Annotated in this window: 17 protein-coding genes; 5 read left to right on the top strand and 12 right to left on the bottom strand. The window is 57.2% G+C overall.

Annotation, left to right across the window (positions count from 1 at the left end; translation table 11 throughout):
- Positions 1-22 precede the first annotated feature (22 nt).
- Positions 23-1222: an S-methyl-5-thioribose kinase gene (gene mtnK, locus FCN45_RS04170; protein WP_137385220.1), complete on the bottom strand. Its 1200-nt coding sequence runs from the start codon at positions 1220-1222 to the stop codon at positions 23-25.
- 105 nt (positions 1223-1327) lie between these two features.
- Between mtnK and mtnA the strand changes: the two genes are divergently transcribed.
- Positions 1328-2347 (top strand): S-methyl-5-thioribose-1-phosphate isomerase, encoded by a 1020-nt coding sequence (gene mtnA, locus FCN45_RS04165; protein ID WP_137385219.1) that lies wholly within the window; start codon positions 1328-1330, stop codon positions 2345-2347.
- A gap of 128 nt (positions 2348-2475) precedes the next feature.
- Here mtnA and FCN45_RS04160 read toward each other — a convergent pair whose 3' ends face one another.
- Genes FCN45_RS04160 through FCN45_RS04150 form a run of 3 tightly spaced genes read right to left on the bottom strand, consistent with a single transcriptional unit; the run spans position 2476 to position 4314 of the window.
- Complete coding sequence (locus FCN45_RS04160; RefSeq protein WP_101762530.1) at positions 2476-3018, bottom strand: acireductone dioxygenase; 543 nt, start codon at positions 3016-3018, stop codon at positions 2476-2478.
- A 1-nt stretch (position 3019) separates the two neighbouring features.
- Positions 3020-3703 (bottom strand): acireductone synthase, encoded by a 684-nt coding sequence (gene mtnC, locus FCN45_RS04155; RefSeq protein ID WP_137385218.1) that lies wholly within the window; start codon positions 3701-3703, stop codon positions 3020-3022.
- Positions 3700-4314: a methylthioribulose 1-phosphate dehydratase gene (locus FCN45_RS04150; protein WP_101762532.1), complete on the bottom strand. Its 615-nt coding sequence runs from the start codon at positions 4312-4314 to the stop codon at positions 3700-3702. The genes mtnC and FCN45_RS04150 overlap by 4 nt, the downstream gene beginning before the upstream one ends.
- Positions 4315-4445: 131 nt before the next feature.
- Between FCN45_RS04150 and FCN45_RS04145 the strand changes: the two genes are divergently transcribed.
- From FCN45_RS04145 to FCN45_RS04130, 4 genes are all read left to right on the top strand, one after another.
- On the top strand, positions 4446-5606 hold the full coding sequence (locus FCN45_RS04145; RefSeq protein ID WP_101762533.1) for a pyridoxal phosphate-dependent aminotransferase: 1161 nt from the start codon (positions 4446-4448) through the stop codon (positions 5604-5606).
- Positions 5594-6364, top strand: a complete 771-nt coding sequence (locus FCN45_RS04140; RefSeq protein ID WP_137385217.1) for an amidohydrolase — start codon at positions 5594-5596, stop codon at positions 6362-6364. Before FCN45_RS04145 ends, FCN45_RS04140 begins: the two co-directional genes overlap by 13 nt.
- A gap of 132 nt (positions 6365-6496) precedes the next feature.
- Positions 6497-6808: a type II toxin-antitoxin system HigB family toxin gene (locus FCN45_RS04135; protein ID WP_101762563.1), complete on the top strand. Its 312-nt coding sequence runs from the start codon at positions 6497-6499 to the stop codon at positions 6806-6808.
- A complete protein-coding gene (locus FCN45_RS04130) occupies positions 6805-7221 on the top strand; it encodes a type II toxin-antitoxin system HigA family antitoxin (RefSeq protein WP_137386846.1) in 417 nt (138 codons plus the stop codon). Before FCN45_RS04135 ends, FCN45_RS04130 begins: the two co-directional genes overlap by 4 nt.
- A 43-nt stretch (positions 7222-7264) precedes the next feature.
- On the opposite strand, the gene katG is transcribed toward FCN45_RS04130, so the two are convergent.
- From katG to FCN45_RS04090, 8 genes are all read right to left on the bottom strand, one after another.
- Positions 7265-9463: a catalase/peroxidase HPI gene (katG, locus tag FCN45_RS04125; RefSeq protein ID WP_137385216.1), complete on the bottom strand. Its 2199-nt coding sequence runs from the start codon at positions 9461-9463 to the stop codon at positions 7265-7267.
- Positions 9464-9605: 142 nt separating this feature from the next.
- Entirely contained in the window at positions 9606-9941 is a 336-nt protein-coding gene (uraH, locus tag FCN45_RS04120; RefSeq protein WP_101762537.1) for a hydroxyisourate hydrolase, read from the bottom strand.
- Positions 9938-10432 carry a 2-oxo-4-hydroxy-4-carboxy-5-ureidoimidazoline decarboxylase gene (gene uraD / locus FCN45_RS04115; protein ID WP_137385215.1) on the bottom strand — a complete coding sequence of 165 codons (495 nt, stop codon included), beginning with the start codon at positions 10430-10432 and terminating at the stop codon, positions 9938-9940. The genes uraH and uraD overlap by 4 nt, the downstream gene beginning before the upstream one ends.
- Positions 10433-10441: 9 nt before the next feature.
- Positions 10442-11698, bottom strand: a complete 1257-nt coding sequence (gene hpxK, locus FCN45_RS04110) for an allantoate amidohydrolase (protein WP_137385214.1) — start codon at positions 11696-11698, stop codon at positions 10442-10444.
- Complete coding sequence (locus FCN45_RS04105; protein WP_137385213.1) at positions 11695-12930, bottom strand: alanine--glyoxylate aminotransferase family protein; 1236 nt, start codon at positions 12928-12930, stop codon at positions 11695-11697. The genes hpxK and FCN45_RS04105 overlap by 4 nt, the downstream gene beginning before the upstream one ends.
- Before the next feature lie 21 nt (positions 12931-12951).
- Positions 12952-13683, bottom strand: coding sequence for an amino acid ABC transporter ATP-binding protein (locus FCN45_RS04100; protein WP_101762541.1), 732 nt, complete (start codon positions 13681-13683; stop codon positions 12952-12954).
- A complete protein-coding gene (locus FCN45_RS04095; protein ID WP_097097590.1) occupies positions 13664-14320 on the bottom strand; it encodes an amino acid ABC transporter permease in 657 nt (218 codons plus the stop codon). The genes FCN45_RS04100 and FCN45_RS04095 overlap by 20 nt, the downstream gene beginning before the upstream one ends.
- Positions 14320-14985 (bottom strand): amino acid ABC transporter permease, encoded by a 666-nt coding sequence (locus FCN45_RS04090; RefSeq protein ID WP_061717544.1) that lies wholly within the window; start codon positions 14983-14985, stop codon positions 14320-14322. The genes FCN45_RS04095 and FCN45_RS04090 overlap by 1 nt, the downstream gene beginning before the upstream one ends.
- Positions 14986-14987 lie beyond the last annotated feature (2 nt).

Here is a 14987-nt window from a genome sequence, read left to right as displayed (position 1 = left end):
GCTTGATTTCCCGACACCAGCATTAACCCGCCTGACGAATCCGCGCAATCAGCGCATCCACATCAGCAACATGATCGGCAGCCAGAATCAGCGTGCGTCCCAGCGTGATACAGCTGCGAATACACTCGGTGCGCATGGTCTGATCTTCAATCTGTTTGAAATCCGCAACGTGAGACATTCCCACCGTGCGGCGGATCAACTCGGTACCGCAATAACCCAAGGTATCGCGCCATACTTTGCGCAGGAAAGATTCGGCGTAACCGGGATAGGCCAGCGCCACATCGCGGGTTTTCTCTTTCGCCAATTCCAGGAAGCGGCTGGCAAACTGATTACAAATATCCTGCACGTCACTCAGACGACGTTCTCGCCCTTCTGCCGCCTCACGCGGTGCCAGCAAGCCCGGCAGGCAGCAGTAGTTGATCAGCAAGTTGCCAATCGCGCTGCCGACATCAAAACCTATCGGCCCAAAGTAACCAAACTCCGCATCAATCACTTTCAGGCTGCCATCGGCGACAAAGATGGAACCGCTGTGTACATCGCCATGCAGCAAGGCTTCCGCATCGGCGAAGAAACGGTGTTTGAGACCGGCCACGGCGATTTTTAGCGCATCGTCGCTGCGCAGGCTGACCACCAGCGATTCCAGTGCCGCAGGATATTTGTTGCGCTCATGGTCAATAAACGGATCGTTGAAGAATAAATCTTCGGTGATTTCGCACATTTCCGGATTAATGAAACGCGCCACTTCGGCTTTTTTCTTATGCGGATGCAGGAAGAAATCGGAGGTATGGAACAGCGTCTGCGCTAGATATTCGCCAACCTGACGACCGGCCTGCGGATAATACGCACCCTTCACCAATTCGCTCCGCCAGATACGATGACTGGAGAGATCCTCCATCACCATCACCGCCAATTCGGCATCGTAATGAGTGACGTTGACGGTGTGCTGCGGGCAATGTTTGTAGTGCTCAATCAACGTCTGCGCTTCGAGACGCGCACGATCCAGCGTGAGCGGCCAGGATTCACCGACACAACGCACATAGGGCAGCGCCTGTTTTACCACCACGCGGCTGCGGCCTTGATTATCGAAAATTTTAAACACCAGGTTGAGATTGCCATCCCCGATCTCCTCGGCGCTCACCAGCGCTGACGGATCGTCCACGCCGCCAAATTGTTGAGCATATTCCACAGCATCGGCAGCATTGAACGTACGGTATTGCGACATTGCCTGTTCCTCGATTATCGATAGTAATAAGCCGTTCAGACGTCTATACATCCGTTACGCATGTTGGCACAATAGCCAGCATTAACGCAACAGGGATTTCACACCATGCAAACACTTCGTACCACCAGCCTTGAGGTCCGCGATAATCAATTATGGATCCTTGACCAGCAGGCGCTGCCACAACAACAAAACTGGCTGCCCGCGCACAGCGTCACGCAGTTGGTCGAACATATTCATGCCTTGCGCGTGCGCGGTGCGCCGCTGATTGGCCTCTCAGCCAGTCTGCTGCTGGCGCTGCTGGGTGAGCAAGGCGCAGCGCGCACGGAATTAGCGACGGCGCTTGAGGTGCTGCGCGCGGCGCGCCCAACGGCGGTGAACCTGATGAATAACCTTGATCGCATGAAAACTGCGTTGGCCGAGAGTGATTTCGTCACGGCGCTGAGCCGCGAAGCGCTGCGTCTGGTGGCCGAAGATAAGCAACTGTGTGACAACATCGCCCGCGCCGGCAGCACGCTGGTAAAACCGGGCAGCCAGCTGCTGACGCACTGCAATACCGGCGGGCTGGCGACTGCGGGCGTCGGCACGGCGCTCGGCGTTATCGCTTATGCCCACCAGCAAGGTTTGGTGAAAAATGTCTGGGTGGATGAGACGCGACCGCTGCTGCAAGGTGGCCGTTTAACCGCGTGGGAGCTGGGTGAGCTAAACATTCCTTATCAGCTGATTACCGACTCGATGGCCGCCAGTCTAATGGCGCGCGGCGTGGTCGATGCTATTTGGGTCGGCGCGGATCGTATCGCAGCGAATGGTGATGTCGCGAACAAGATTGGCACCTATAGCCTGGCCGTGCTGGCGCACTATCACGGTATTCCGTTCTACGTCGCCGCACCGCACACCACGCTGGATCGTCAATGTCCAAACGGCGACGCCATCCCTATCGAGCAGCGCGCCGCCAGCGAAGTGACCGGCGTTGCAGGCAGTTTTGGTAGCGTGCAGTGGGCACCGGAAAGTGCGGCAGTCTATAACCCGGCCTTTGATGTGACGCCAGCGGCGTTGATTAGCGGTTGGGTGCTGGATACGGGTGTGGTAACGCCTGCGCAGGTAGAGGAAGGGATATTTTTGCCGTAAATAGGCGCGATTTTCCCCTCACCCTAACCCTCTCCCACAACTGGGAGAGGGAACCGAGCGAGCAAATCTGCACGCTTGGTTTTCTCCCTCGCCCGCTTGCGGTAGAGGGCCGGGGTGAGGGCAAAAAATCACGCCAAACGCGGATACGCATCAGCAATCTTATCGCCGGTGAAATTCGCGACCCAGCCTTCCTGATTATCGAAAATGCGGATCGCGGTAAAGTGCGGCTCAGAACCCATATCAAACCAGTGCGCCGTGCCAGCGGGCACCGAGATCAGATCATTCTTCTCACACAAAATCTGATACACCTCGCCCTCCAGATGCAGACAGAACAGCCCTGAACCTTCAACAAAGAAGCGTACTTCATCTTCGCTATGCGTATGTTCGTTAAGGAACTTGGTGCGCAGCACCTCTTTCTGCGGATTATCCGCACGCATGCTCAGCACATCCCAGCTCTGATAGCCCTTCTCGGCCACCAGACGATCAATCGCATGTTGATAGGCGTTAATCACCGTCTCTGCATCAGGATCCGCACCCAAATCGCGATCGGCTTCCCAGCGTTCAAAGCGCACGTTTTTCGCGTTAAGACGCTCGCGAATCGCCTCGGCATCGGTGCTGTGCCACACCGGTTGCTGGGCTTCGGTATCGGTAAAAATGGTCAATGCACTCATGTTAAATCGACTCCGGTTTAATCTGGGAAAAATCGTTGACCTGGTGATGACGACTGGCGTTATCCGCCGCGCCACGAATTAACTGCACGGTATGCCAGCCCGCATCCGCTGCCGCATCCAGCTCCTGATGAATATCCGAGAGGAACAGCAATGACGCAGGCGCAAGGCCGATTTTTTCGGCGATATTGCGATACGATTGCGCTTCACGTTTCGCGCCGACGCCGGTATCAAAATAGCCGCTGAACAGCGAGGTTAAATCACCTTCATCGCTGTAGCCAAATAACAGTTTTTGCGCGGCCACCGATCCCGAGGAATAAACATATAGACCAATCCCCTGCTGCTGCCAGCGCGCAAAAGCCGGCAGCACGTCGGGATAAAGGTGGCCGGTGAACTGGCCTTCAACGTAGCCGGCGCGCCAAATCATGCCCTGCAGGGCTTTGAGGCCCGGTGATTTGCGATCCTCATCGATATAATTCGTGAGTGTGGTAATCAGCTCCTCCAGCGTGACCTGAGGCGCAGCGGACTCTGCACGCACCGCGTTGAGTGCGGCGGCGACGTTTTCATCGGTATGATTTTCCCGCACGTACGCCGCTAAATGCTGACGCGCATAAGGAAACAATACCTGATGCACAAACTGGATATCGCTGGTGGTGCCTTCAATATCGGTAACAATGGCGCGGATCATTTGGCCTCCAGCAGGCGACGTTGCAGTTCACATTCAAACAGAAATTCCAGACCTTCCAGATGGCGACGCGCTTCGTTCACGTCCTTGCCCCAGCAGGTCAAACCGTGGCCGCGCAGCAGAAAACCATATTGCAGCGGCGTAGCGGCGGCAAAAGCTTCAATGCGCTGCGCCAGCGCCGTCATGTCCTGATCGTTATCGAACAAGGGAATGGCGATGGTGTTCAGATGCGTCTGCTGCCCGGCCAGCGTTTTCTGCATCTCATAACCACTGAGCAGCAGCGCATCGCCCTTCTCCACCCGCGACAGCACCGTCGAGTTGACCGTGTGCGTATGCAGCACCGCACCCGCCTGCGGAAACAGGCGATAAATCAAGGTATGCAGACCGGTCTCCGCCGAAGGCGTGCGGCCCGATGGCACAGCGTTGGTAGCAATTTCAACCTGGATAAAATCATCGCGCGTCAGGCTGCCTTTATCTTTGCCGGACGCACTCAGCAGACAATACTCCGCGTCCTGCCGCACCGACATATTACCGCCGGTCGCAGGTGCCCAGCCTTTGCCACCAATCCAGTGGCAGGCAGCCACTAAATGTTCCAGTGGAAGAAAATCCGTCATAGCGATATACCGACTCCGCAGGTTAGTTTAGACGTCTAAGCGTCTCGATTGCCAAATGTTAACATCCTGTTTATAGTGGCAGCAACACAGGGTTTCTCCGCAACGACATTCGCGCTTAAGGCCACAAAACAATGACGCAGCACAACCTGATCCCCGAGAGCAAATTACCGGCGCTCGGCACCACCATCTTTACGCAAATGAGTGCGTTAGCTCAGCAGCACAACGCCATCAACCTGTCGCAAGGCTTCCCCGATTTTGACGGTCCGCGCTATTTGCAGGAGCGCCTGGCGCATCACGTGAGTCAGGGCGCCAACCAATATGCACCGATGATCGGCGTACTGCCACTGCGTGAGGCGATTGTTGAGAAAACCGCCGCGCTTTACGGCCACACGCCTGACGTCAACAGCGATATCACCGTGACGACGGGCGCGACAGAAGCGTTGTACGCAGCGATCACCGCGCTGGTGCGTCAAGGTGATGAAGTGATCTGCTTTGACCCAAGCTACGACAGCTACGCGCCTGCGGTGCAATTGGCGGGCGGCGTGTTAAAACGCATCGCCCTGCAGCCGCCGGGTTTCCGCGTTGACTGGCGCGAATTCCGCGGCCTGCTGAGCAGCAAAACCCGCTTAGTGATCCTGAACACGCCGCATAATCCGTCCGCCACCGTGTGGCGCAAAAGCGATTATGCCGAGCTGTGGCAGGCGATTGCGGAGCAGGAAATCTATGTGCTGAGCGACGAAGTGTATGAGCACATCTGTTTCACTGAAGAGGGCCACGCCAGCGTGTTAGCGCATGCTGAACTACGTCAGCGATCCATCGCGGTGTCATCTTTTGGTAAAACCTTCCACATGACCGGCTGGAAAGTGGGTTACTGCATTGCCCCGGCGGCGATCAGCGCTGAAATCCGCAAGGTGCATCAATATCTGACCTTCTCGGTGAATACGCCGGCACAGCTGGCGATTGCCGACATGCTGCGTCAGGCGCCTGAGCACTATCGCGAATTGCCGGAGTTCTACCGCGCGCGCCGCGATCGCTTTATCCAGGCGCTATCCGCCAGCCGTTTCAAGCTGCTGCCGTGTGAAGGCACTTACTTCCTGCTGGTCGATTACAGCGCCATTTCCGATCTGGATGACGTGAGCTTCTGCCAGCTGCTGACCAAGGAAGTCGGCGTGGCGGCGATTCCGCTGTCGGTGTTCTGCGCCGAACCTTTCCCGCACAAGCTGATTCGCCTGTGCTTTGCCAAACAGGAAGCGACGCTTGACGCCGCTGCGGAGCGCTTATGTCAACTTTGAAAATTACCGTTCTGCAGGAAACCCTGAGCTGGATGGATGGCGCGGCTAACCTGCGTCATTTCGACGGTGTGCTGAAAGGCATTACAGGCCGCGACATCATTCTGCTGCCGGAAATGTTCACTACCGGTTTTGCTATGGAAGCTGCCGAAAGTTCGCTGCCGCAGGATGACGTCGTGGCGTGGCTGCACGCGCACGCGCAAACCAGCAATGCGTTAGTCGGCGGCAGCGCGGCAATCCAGACGGAAAAAGGCGCGGTGAACCGCTTCTTGCTGGTCGAGCCAGACGGCACGCTGCATCAGTACGATAAACGTCACTTGTTCCGCATGGCCAATGAACATCAGCACTATGTGGCGGGTGAAACGCGTGAAGTATTTGAGTGGCGCGGCTGGCGGATTCTGCCGCAAATTTGCTACGACCTGCGCTTCCCGGTTTTTTCGCGTAACCACAACGATTACGATTTGGCGCTGTATGTCGCCAACTGGCCGGCTCCGCGTGCGCTGCACTGGCAATCGCTGCTGTTAGCCCGTGCAATTGAAAACCAGGCTTATGTCGCCGGTTGTAACCGCGTCGGCAGCGATGGCAATCAGCATCAATACAGTGGCGACAGTCGAATCATTTCACCGCTGGGTGAGATTCTGGCGAGTGGAGAGCCCTTTGCGCGTGCGCGTCTTGATGCGGAGCTTTCGCTGGAGGAGCTGCAAGCCTACCGCGAACGCTTCCCGGCTTGGCGTGATGCGGATGGGTATACGCTGAAGTAACCTCTTTGCCGCGTGGACGCTGCGCGGCACATTTTCCCCTCTCTTAAAAACCCGCTAAAATTTTGTTTCCTGCTTGGAAACATGGCATTGTTGCGCTACGATGTTTCCATGTTGGAACATGTCGAGGGAATGATGCATGTTATCTCAAGGAAAGTGTTTACAGAAGCGACACGGAGTTTTCCAAATGATGCAGCAGCATTGGATGCAACTTATCGAACTTTAAATGGCAACGATTTTGCCGATCCAGATGCGCTCAGAGCCTTTTTTCCAAGTCTTGACCGAATGAAATACCGGGCGAAATGGTGGGTGATTAACGTGGGTGGAAATAATCTCAGAGTGATGTTTTTTGCTGATTTTATAGCCCAACGAATCTTCATTAAACACGTTGTAACGCATGCCGAGTATGACAAATGGGTAAAGCATTATCGGGAGAACAAAGAATGATCGCCGAAGCCATCCAGGCCAGCAACAATCTGATTAAAGCCGTCCCGCTGCTGGGCGGAAGTAACGCGAAAGCTGATTATGAGCAGGCGTTAGAACTGGTGGAGTATCTGATTGAACATCAACCTGATCATCCGCTGATTGAAATGCTCACCGATAAAGTGGCGAAATATGAAGATAGTGCGCCGGAATTTGCCGCGTTCAACGCGCGTGTCACTGCATTACCTGGCGGTGTCGCGTTACTGCGGGTGTTGATGGATCAACATAATCTCAATCAGTCATCCTTCGTGAATGAAATTGGTCAGCGTTCTTATGTAAACCGAATTTTGAAAGGAGAACGTTCGTTGACAGACAAACACAAAGCCGCGCTGGCTAAACGTTTTAACCTGCCTTTCGAAGCATTTCGCGAAGATTAAAAGAGGAAGCCGCAGCAGAGAAATCCGCTGCGGCTTTTTAAGCTTACAGCTCGAAGCGATCCAGATTCATCACTTTTGTCCATGCGGCAACGAAGTCGGTCACGAACTTCTGCTTCGCATCGCTGCTGGCGTAAACCTCGGCCAGCGCGCGCAAGATAGCATTCGATCCAAACACTAAGTCGGCACGTGTCGCAGTGAACTTCACTTCGCCGCTCAGACGATCGCGACCTTCAAACAGCTCTTCGCTCTCATCGGTGGCTTTCCACGCGGTACGCATGTCGAGCAGATTAACAAAGAAATCATTGCTCAGCACACCAACGCGATCGGTGAATACGCCGTGCTGGCCGCCGTCGAAGTTGGTGCCCAATACGCGCAGGCCACCGAGCAACACCGTCAATTCTGGCGCGCTCAGCGTCAGCTGTTGGGCTTTATCCAGCAGCAGCGTTTCGGTTGAAGAACCTTTGGCGCTGCGGCGATAGTTACGGAAACCATCGGCCAACGGCTGCAGGAAGTTGAACGACTCAACGTCGGTTTGATCCTGACGCGCATCCACCCGGCCCGGCGTAAACGGCACTTGCGTTGCCACGCCAGCGGCTGAAGCGGCCAGTTCGATACCCACGCTACCTGCCAGCACAATGACATCGGCCAACGATGCTTTGCCTGATTCCTGCTGAATCTTTTGCAGGATTGGCAGCACATCATTGATTACGCTGGCATTCACCGCCCAATCTTTCTGCGGCGCTAACGCCAGACGCGCACCGTTGGCTCCGCCACGTTTGTCACCGCCACGGAAGGTGGAGGCTGAAGCCCAGGCCACTGAAACCAGCTGGCTGACGCTCAGACCTGAAGCCGCAATGCGCGCTTTAATCTCGCTGATATCAGCCGGCGTTGGCTGATGAATCGCCTGCGGTAATGGATCCTGCCACAGCAGATCTTCCTTCGGCACTTCCGGGCCGATGTAACGCGCTTTTGGTCCCATATCGCGGTGCGTCAGTTTGAACCAGGCGCGGGCAAAGGCTTCGTTGAACGCCTGCGGATCGTTGAGGAAGCGGCGCGAAATCTTGCCGAACTCTTCATCGAAACGCAGCGTCAGATCGGTCACCAGCATAGTCGGTTTACGTTTTTTCTCTGGATCAAACGGATCCGGGATAATCGCTTCGGCATCAACCGCTTCGAACTGGATGGCGCCCGCTGGGCTGCGTGTCTGTACCCATTCGTATTTGAACAGGTTCTCGAAGAAGTAGTTGCTCCACTGCGTGGGAGTTTGCGTCCACACCACTTCCAGACCTGAAGTGATGGCATCTTTACCCACGCCGCTGCCATAGCTGCTGGTCCAGCCAAGGCCCTGCGCTTCAATCGGTGACTCTTCAGGGTCAACGCCAACATGGCTGGCTTCTGCCGCGCCGTGGGTTTTACCCAAGGTATGACCGCCAGCAATCAGCGCCACGATCTCTTCATCGTTCATGCCCATGTTGCCGAAGGTGGCACGAATCGCCGGCGCCGCTGATTTTGGATCGCCGCTGGCTTCCGGTCCTTCCGGGTTGACGTAGATCAGGCCCATTTCGGTGGCGCCCAACGGTGCATTGGCCAGCGCTTCTGGATGGCGATGCGCCAGCCATTCGGTTTCATGGCCCCAATCCACATCCATATCCGGTTCCCACACGTCTTCACGACCGGCACCAAAGCCGAAGGTGCGGAAGCCGGCGTTTTCCAGCGAGACGTTACCTGCCAGAATGTAGAGATCGGCCCAGGAAATTTTTTGACCATATTTCTGTTTTACCGGCCACAACAGGCGACGCGCTTTATCGAGGCTGACGTTGTCCGGCCATGAGTTCAGCGGCGCAAAACGTTGCTGACCGCGACCTGAACCGCCACGACCATCAATGGTGCGATAAGTACCCGCGCTGTGCCACGCCATGCGAATGAACAGCCCAATATAGCTGCCCCAGTCGGCTGGCCACCAGGATTGCGAATCGGTGAGAAGTGCGCGGATATCGGCTTTTAACGCGGAGTAATCCAGTTTGCTGAATTCGTCGCGGTAGTTGAAGGTGTCACTAAGCGGGTTGGAACGGTTGGAGTGCTGGTTTAACAGATCGACGCGTAACATATTGGGCCACCAGTCGCGGTTGGATGTCCCGCCACCGGCGCCGCGCGCCAGAACACTCTTCTCTTCAGACGCCCCGTGATGAAAGGGGCACTTGCCTGCGGCTGCTGCATTATCGTTATTGTCGTACGTGCTCATGTTTATCGGCTCCATTGGCTTCATATTGCTTTCTACTATGCGACTAAGATTAGCCGCACTTGCGCCAGGAATATATTTGGATGAACCGAAGGTTTTGATAGTTACTGGCTTTCAAGCGCAGCGCGTGAAGTGGCGCACATTATCAGCTGCCGCGATAAGTCGACCATGACCACGGCGAGATGAGAAACGGCAGATGATAATGGCTGCCTGTGGCGCCAATCACGAAATCAATCTGCGCACTCACGTAGAGCGCATCGCGCCCTTCGGCAGCAAAGTAGTCGCCAATTTCCGCCGTCAAACGGTAATGACCTGGCGCCAGCGGTTCGGGCGTCAGATCTTTAATGCGTCCGTCGCTGTCGGTGTTGCCTTCCACCAGCGGCAGCCAGCCTTCCGGGCTATTTTGCTCGAGCGAAACCGCCACGCCAATCGCCGGTTTGCCCAGCGCGGTATCGAGAATATGCGTCGTAATGGTGCTCATGTGATGCTCTCCTTTAGCCGCAACAGGGTAATTTCACGCAGCTGCGCCAGCGCTTCACGCTGTTCACTCGCTGCATCATTGTTAAGCCGACGCTGCAATTCCGCCAGCATCTCTTCGCCGCTGCGCCCTTTGGCACGAATCAGAAACACCCGGCCAAAGCGCTGCTCATAGGTTTGATTGCCCGCCAGCATCGACAATTGCAGCGCGCCGTCCGCCTGCTGCATCGCCGACTGCTCACTGCGCGACAGCGTGGCCTCTTTGTCCGCGCCCGCCACGTTGTCGCCAATGCGTGGATGGGCACTCAGCGCCTGCTCAAGATCAGCGGCTTGCCACAACTGCGCCAAACGATCGGCTTCGGCCTGTAAAGCCGCAACGTCGGCGAAAGGTCGCGCCGCCACCAGCGCCTGCTGCCAGGCGGGAATCGCCACGCAGTGCGCAATCGCCGTCTGCGCAGCTTGAGGTGAAAGCTGATTAAAGTTGACCAAATCCATCTTTATTCCTTAGCGCGCAATATCGCAAACCGCTTGCAGATACGCCTGTACGCCCAGCGCCACATCAGCGGTTTGTACCGATTCCGCCGGATGATGGCTGATGCCGCGATGGTTGCGCACAAACAGCATGCCCACCGGCCAGCGCTCGGCGATAGCAATTGCATCGTGTCCGGCGCCGCTCGGCAGCGACAGGCTGCGCCCTTGCACGGTTTCTACCGCGTGGCTCAGCGCCTGCTGCAACCGCGCATCACAGGCGGTAGCGGCAATGTGGTAATACTCGTTGGCGCTGAAGGTTAAGCCGCGACGCAGCGCAATCGCCTGCGCCTGCGTCAGCAGCGTGGAGAGTAAACGCTCCAGCGGCTCATCCTGCGGACCGCGCACGTCGAGCGACAGCTGCACTTCACCGGGGATGACGTTGACCGCGCCCGGCAAGCAGCTCAGCGTGCCGACGGTCGCCACCAGCTGCGGATCGTGCTCTTGCGTGGTGTGCTCAATAAACACCATCCATTCAGCGGCAGCGGCCAGCGCATCTTTGCGATGCGTCATCGGCACAGTGCCCGCGTGACCCGCTTCACCGATAAAGCTGCAGTTCAGACGACGCGCGCCGTTGATCGCCGTGACCACGCCAAGCGCCAAATCTTCCTGCTCAAGACACGGACCTTGCTCGATATGCAGTTCCAGATAGGCGGCAATGTCATTGACCTGACGCGCCGCGTCGTGAATCTTCGCCGCATCGAAACCGACATCCTGCATCGCTTCCGCCACGGTGATGCCGTTGCCATCCGGGTGCGTCACCCAGCTTTCCGGCCAGCTGCCGGTAATACCACGGCTGCCGAGCAGCGTAATGCCGAAGCGCGTGCCCTCTTCGTCGCCGAAGCCGACAATCTCAATCGCCAGCGGCAAACGCTGCTGCCGATCGTGCAGCCACTGCACGGTTTCAATGGCGCTTAACACGCCGAGCATACCGTCGTAGCGACCGGCATTGCGCACCGTATCCAGGTGCGAACCGAGCAGCAGCGCCTGCGCGCCCGCCTGCGCCGCTTCGTAGCGACCGCAAATGTTGCCCACCGCATCCTGCCACGTCGTCATGCCCGCGGCCTGCATCCATTCGCCGACGCGCGCGCTAGCACGCAGCTGTTCCGGCGACAGATAAACGCGCGTCAGGCCATCTTCGCTTTCGCTGATCTCAGCCAGCGCATCACAGCGCGCCATGACGCGAGCGGCGGCGATCTGCGCCTCGCTGGCGGTCATCAGGCTTTTATTCATGCGCGGCTCCCGTAAAGATCCCACGCCGCCTGCATCCCCGCGCCTTGCGTGGTGCGGAAGCCAACATGATTCAGCACCGCTTCCAGCGCGCTCAGGGTTTGCATCACGCAATCTTTACGCGCGTTGTAGCCCATGGTGCCGATGCGCCACACTTTGCCATGCAGCGGACCAAACGAAGTGCCGATTTCGATACCGAAATCTTCCAGCACCAGCTTGCGCACCTGATCGCCATTCACGCCCTGCGGGATCACCACGCCGAGCACGTTATTCATTTTGTTTTTTAAATCGCCAAAGGTTTCGAGGCCCATGCCCTGAATGCCTTTCAGCAGCGCATCGCCGTGCAGCTTGTGGCGCGCGATGCCGTTATCTAATCCCTCTTCCATTATCAGACGCGCACATTCACGCGCGCCAAACAGCGCGGTGGTGGCTTCGGTGTGGTGATTGAGGCGCTCCGGGCCCCAGTAATCCATGATCATGCCGAGATCAAAATAGTTGGAGTAGATCATCTCGTCGTCACCATCCTGATGATCGGCAGTGCGGATGCCCTCTTCCACGCATTTGCGCTTGCGGATCACCGCTTCCATCTGCGGGCTCAGCGTGATTGGCGACGTACCGGATGGACCGCCAAGGCACTTCTGCATCCCGGCGGAGACCGCATCCAGGCCCCACGCATCGGTTTCAAGCGCGTTACCGCCGAGCGACGCGGTGGCATCGGTGTAGAACAGCACGCCATACTTCCGGCAAATCGCGCCCAACGCTTCCAGCGGCTGCAGCATGGTGGTGGACGTATCGCCCTGCACCGTCAGCAGCAGGCGCGGCTGCACTTTTTTGATCGCGTCTTCGATCTGATCCGGCGTAAACACTTCACCCCACGGCACTTCAATGGTGTGCACTTCCGCGCGGCAGCGGCGGGCAATTTCACACAGCAGATGACCGAAACGGCCAAACACCGGCACCAGCACTTTGTCGCCCGGACGGATCGCCGACAGCAGGATCGCTTCGATACCGGCGCGTGACGTGCCGTCGATCAGCATCGTCCAGCGGTTTTCAGTGCGGAATACGCCACGGTACAGCGCCATCACTTCGTTCATGTAGTGCGTCATCGCCGGATCGTACTGGCCGATCAGCTGGCTCGACATGGCGCGCAGCACGCGCGGATCGGCATTGATCGGGCCCGGTCCCATCAACAGACGCTGTGGCGGATTGATTTGCGAAAATTGGCTGATATCCATGTTGTATTCCTTAAAGAAAGCTTAGAGGCGCACGGTAGAGATAAACTGCTTCAGCTCCGCGGTTTGCGGATTGGCGAACAGCGTTTTGCTGTCGCCCTGCTCCCAGACGCGCCCCTGATGCATAAAGACCACGCGATCGCCCACGTCGCGGGCGAAGTTCATTTCATGGGTGACAAGAATCAACGTCATGCCTTCGGCGGCCAGCTGCTCCAGCACTTTCAGCACTTCGCCCACCAGCTCGGGATCGAGCGCGGAGGTGATCTCATCACAGAGTAAAACTTTGGGCTGCATCGCCAGCGCACGGGCAATCGCCACGCGCTGCTGCTGACCGCCCGACAAATTGGCCGGATAGTAATTGATGCGCTCACCGAGGCCGACTTTCTCCAGCATCTGCGTTGCCAGCGCACGGCATTCGGCTTCACTTTTCTTCAGCACACGGCGCGGCGCCAGCATCACGTTTTCCAGCGCCGTCATGTGCGGGAACAGATTGAAGTTCTGGAACACCATGCCGACCGAACGGCTAATTTCACGCGCCTGCGATTCGCGGTCGGTAATTGTCATACCGCCGAGTTTGATGCTGCCTTCCTGATAACCTTCCAGCCCGTTCATGCAGCGCAGCAGGGTACTTTTACCCGATCCGCTGCGGCCGATAATCGAGATCACTTCACCGTGATCGACATCGAGATCGACACCTTTCAAGACGTGGTTATCGCCGTAGTACTTCTGTACCTGATTAATGGTGATGAGCGGCATTGAATTTTTTCTCCAGGTACTGGCTGTAACGCGACAGCGGATAACACATCAGGAAGTAACCGAGCGCTACCAGGCCAAACACCTTGAACGGCTCATACGTCACGTTATTCAAAATGGTGCCGGCTTTGGTCAGCTCGACGAAACCGATAATCGAGGCCAGCGCGGTGCCTTTAATCACCTGCACGGCAAACCCAACCGTAGGCGCGATGGCGATACGAATCGCCTGCGGCGCGACCACGCGAAACAGCGTTTGACCAAAGGTCAGGCCGAGACAGCGCGACGCTTCCCACTGCCCTTTTGGCAGGGCACGAATGCTGCCGTACCAGATATCCACCAGAAACGCGCTGGTGTAGAGCGTTAAGGCCAGCGAGGCGGCGGTCCATGGCGCGACATCGATGCCGAACAAGCCGACACCGAAGAAGGCGAGGAATAGCTGCATCAGCAGCGGCGTGCCCTGAAACAGCTCGGTGTAGGCGCGCACCAGGCGCATCGGCCATTTACGTTTCAGCAGGCGCATAAACAGCAGCGGCAAGGTCACCAGCGTGCCGCCAAAAAACGCCACCAGCGAAAGTAAAATTGTCCAGCGCGCTGCCAGCAGCAGGTTGCGCAGGATGTCCCAGTCGGTAAATTGCGTCATCATGCCGGCTGCGCTCCCAACCATTTACGTCCCAGCGCCAGCAGCAGTTGGCGCATGGCAATCGACAACGCCAGATAGATCAGCGTGGTCACGAAATAGACTTCAAAACTCAAAAAGGTGCGCGACTGAATCAGGTTGGCGGCGAAGGTCAACTCTTCGTACGACACCTGCGACACCACCGACGAGCCGAGCATCACAATGATGCATTGGCTGACCAGCGCCGGATAAATACGCTGCAGCGACGGCGGCAACACCACGCGAATAAAGGTTTGCGTGCGGGTCAATCCCAGCACGCGCCCCGCTTCCCACTGGCCGCGCGGCGTCACCTGAATCCCGGCGCGAATAATTTCGGTGCTGTACGCGCCAAGGTTAATCAACATCGCCAGCAGCGCGGCTTCACCCGCCGTGAGTTTCAGACCCAGATTGGGCAAACCAAAGACGATGAAAAACAGCTGCACCACAAACGGCGTATTACGAATCAGCTCGACGTACAGGCCCCAGATGCGGCTCGCCCAGCTCGGTTTGCCGCTGCGCAGCGCCGCGCCGAGAATACCGAGGCTGACACCGCCCACGGTGGCGAGCACGGTGATCTGAATCGTGACCCACAGTCCGGCCAGCAACTCTGGCCAGTGCGGCCAGAGATCGGCGAAGTTAAGTTGCGCCATAC

It is taken from the genome of Pantoea sp. SO10 (genome assembly GCF_005281435.1).
GTDB lineage: Bacteria > Pseudomonadota > Gammaproteobacteria > Enterobacterales > Enterobacteriaceae > Pantoea > Pantoea leporis.
Note: the sequence above shows the minus strand (reverse complement) of the source record. Positions and strands in the feature narration are given on the sequence as shown.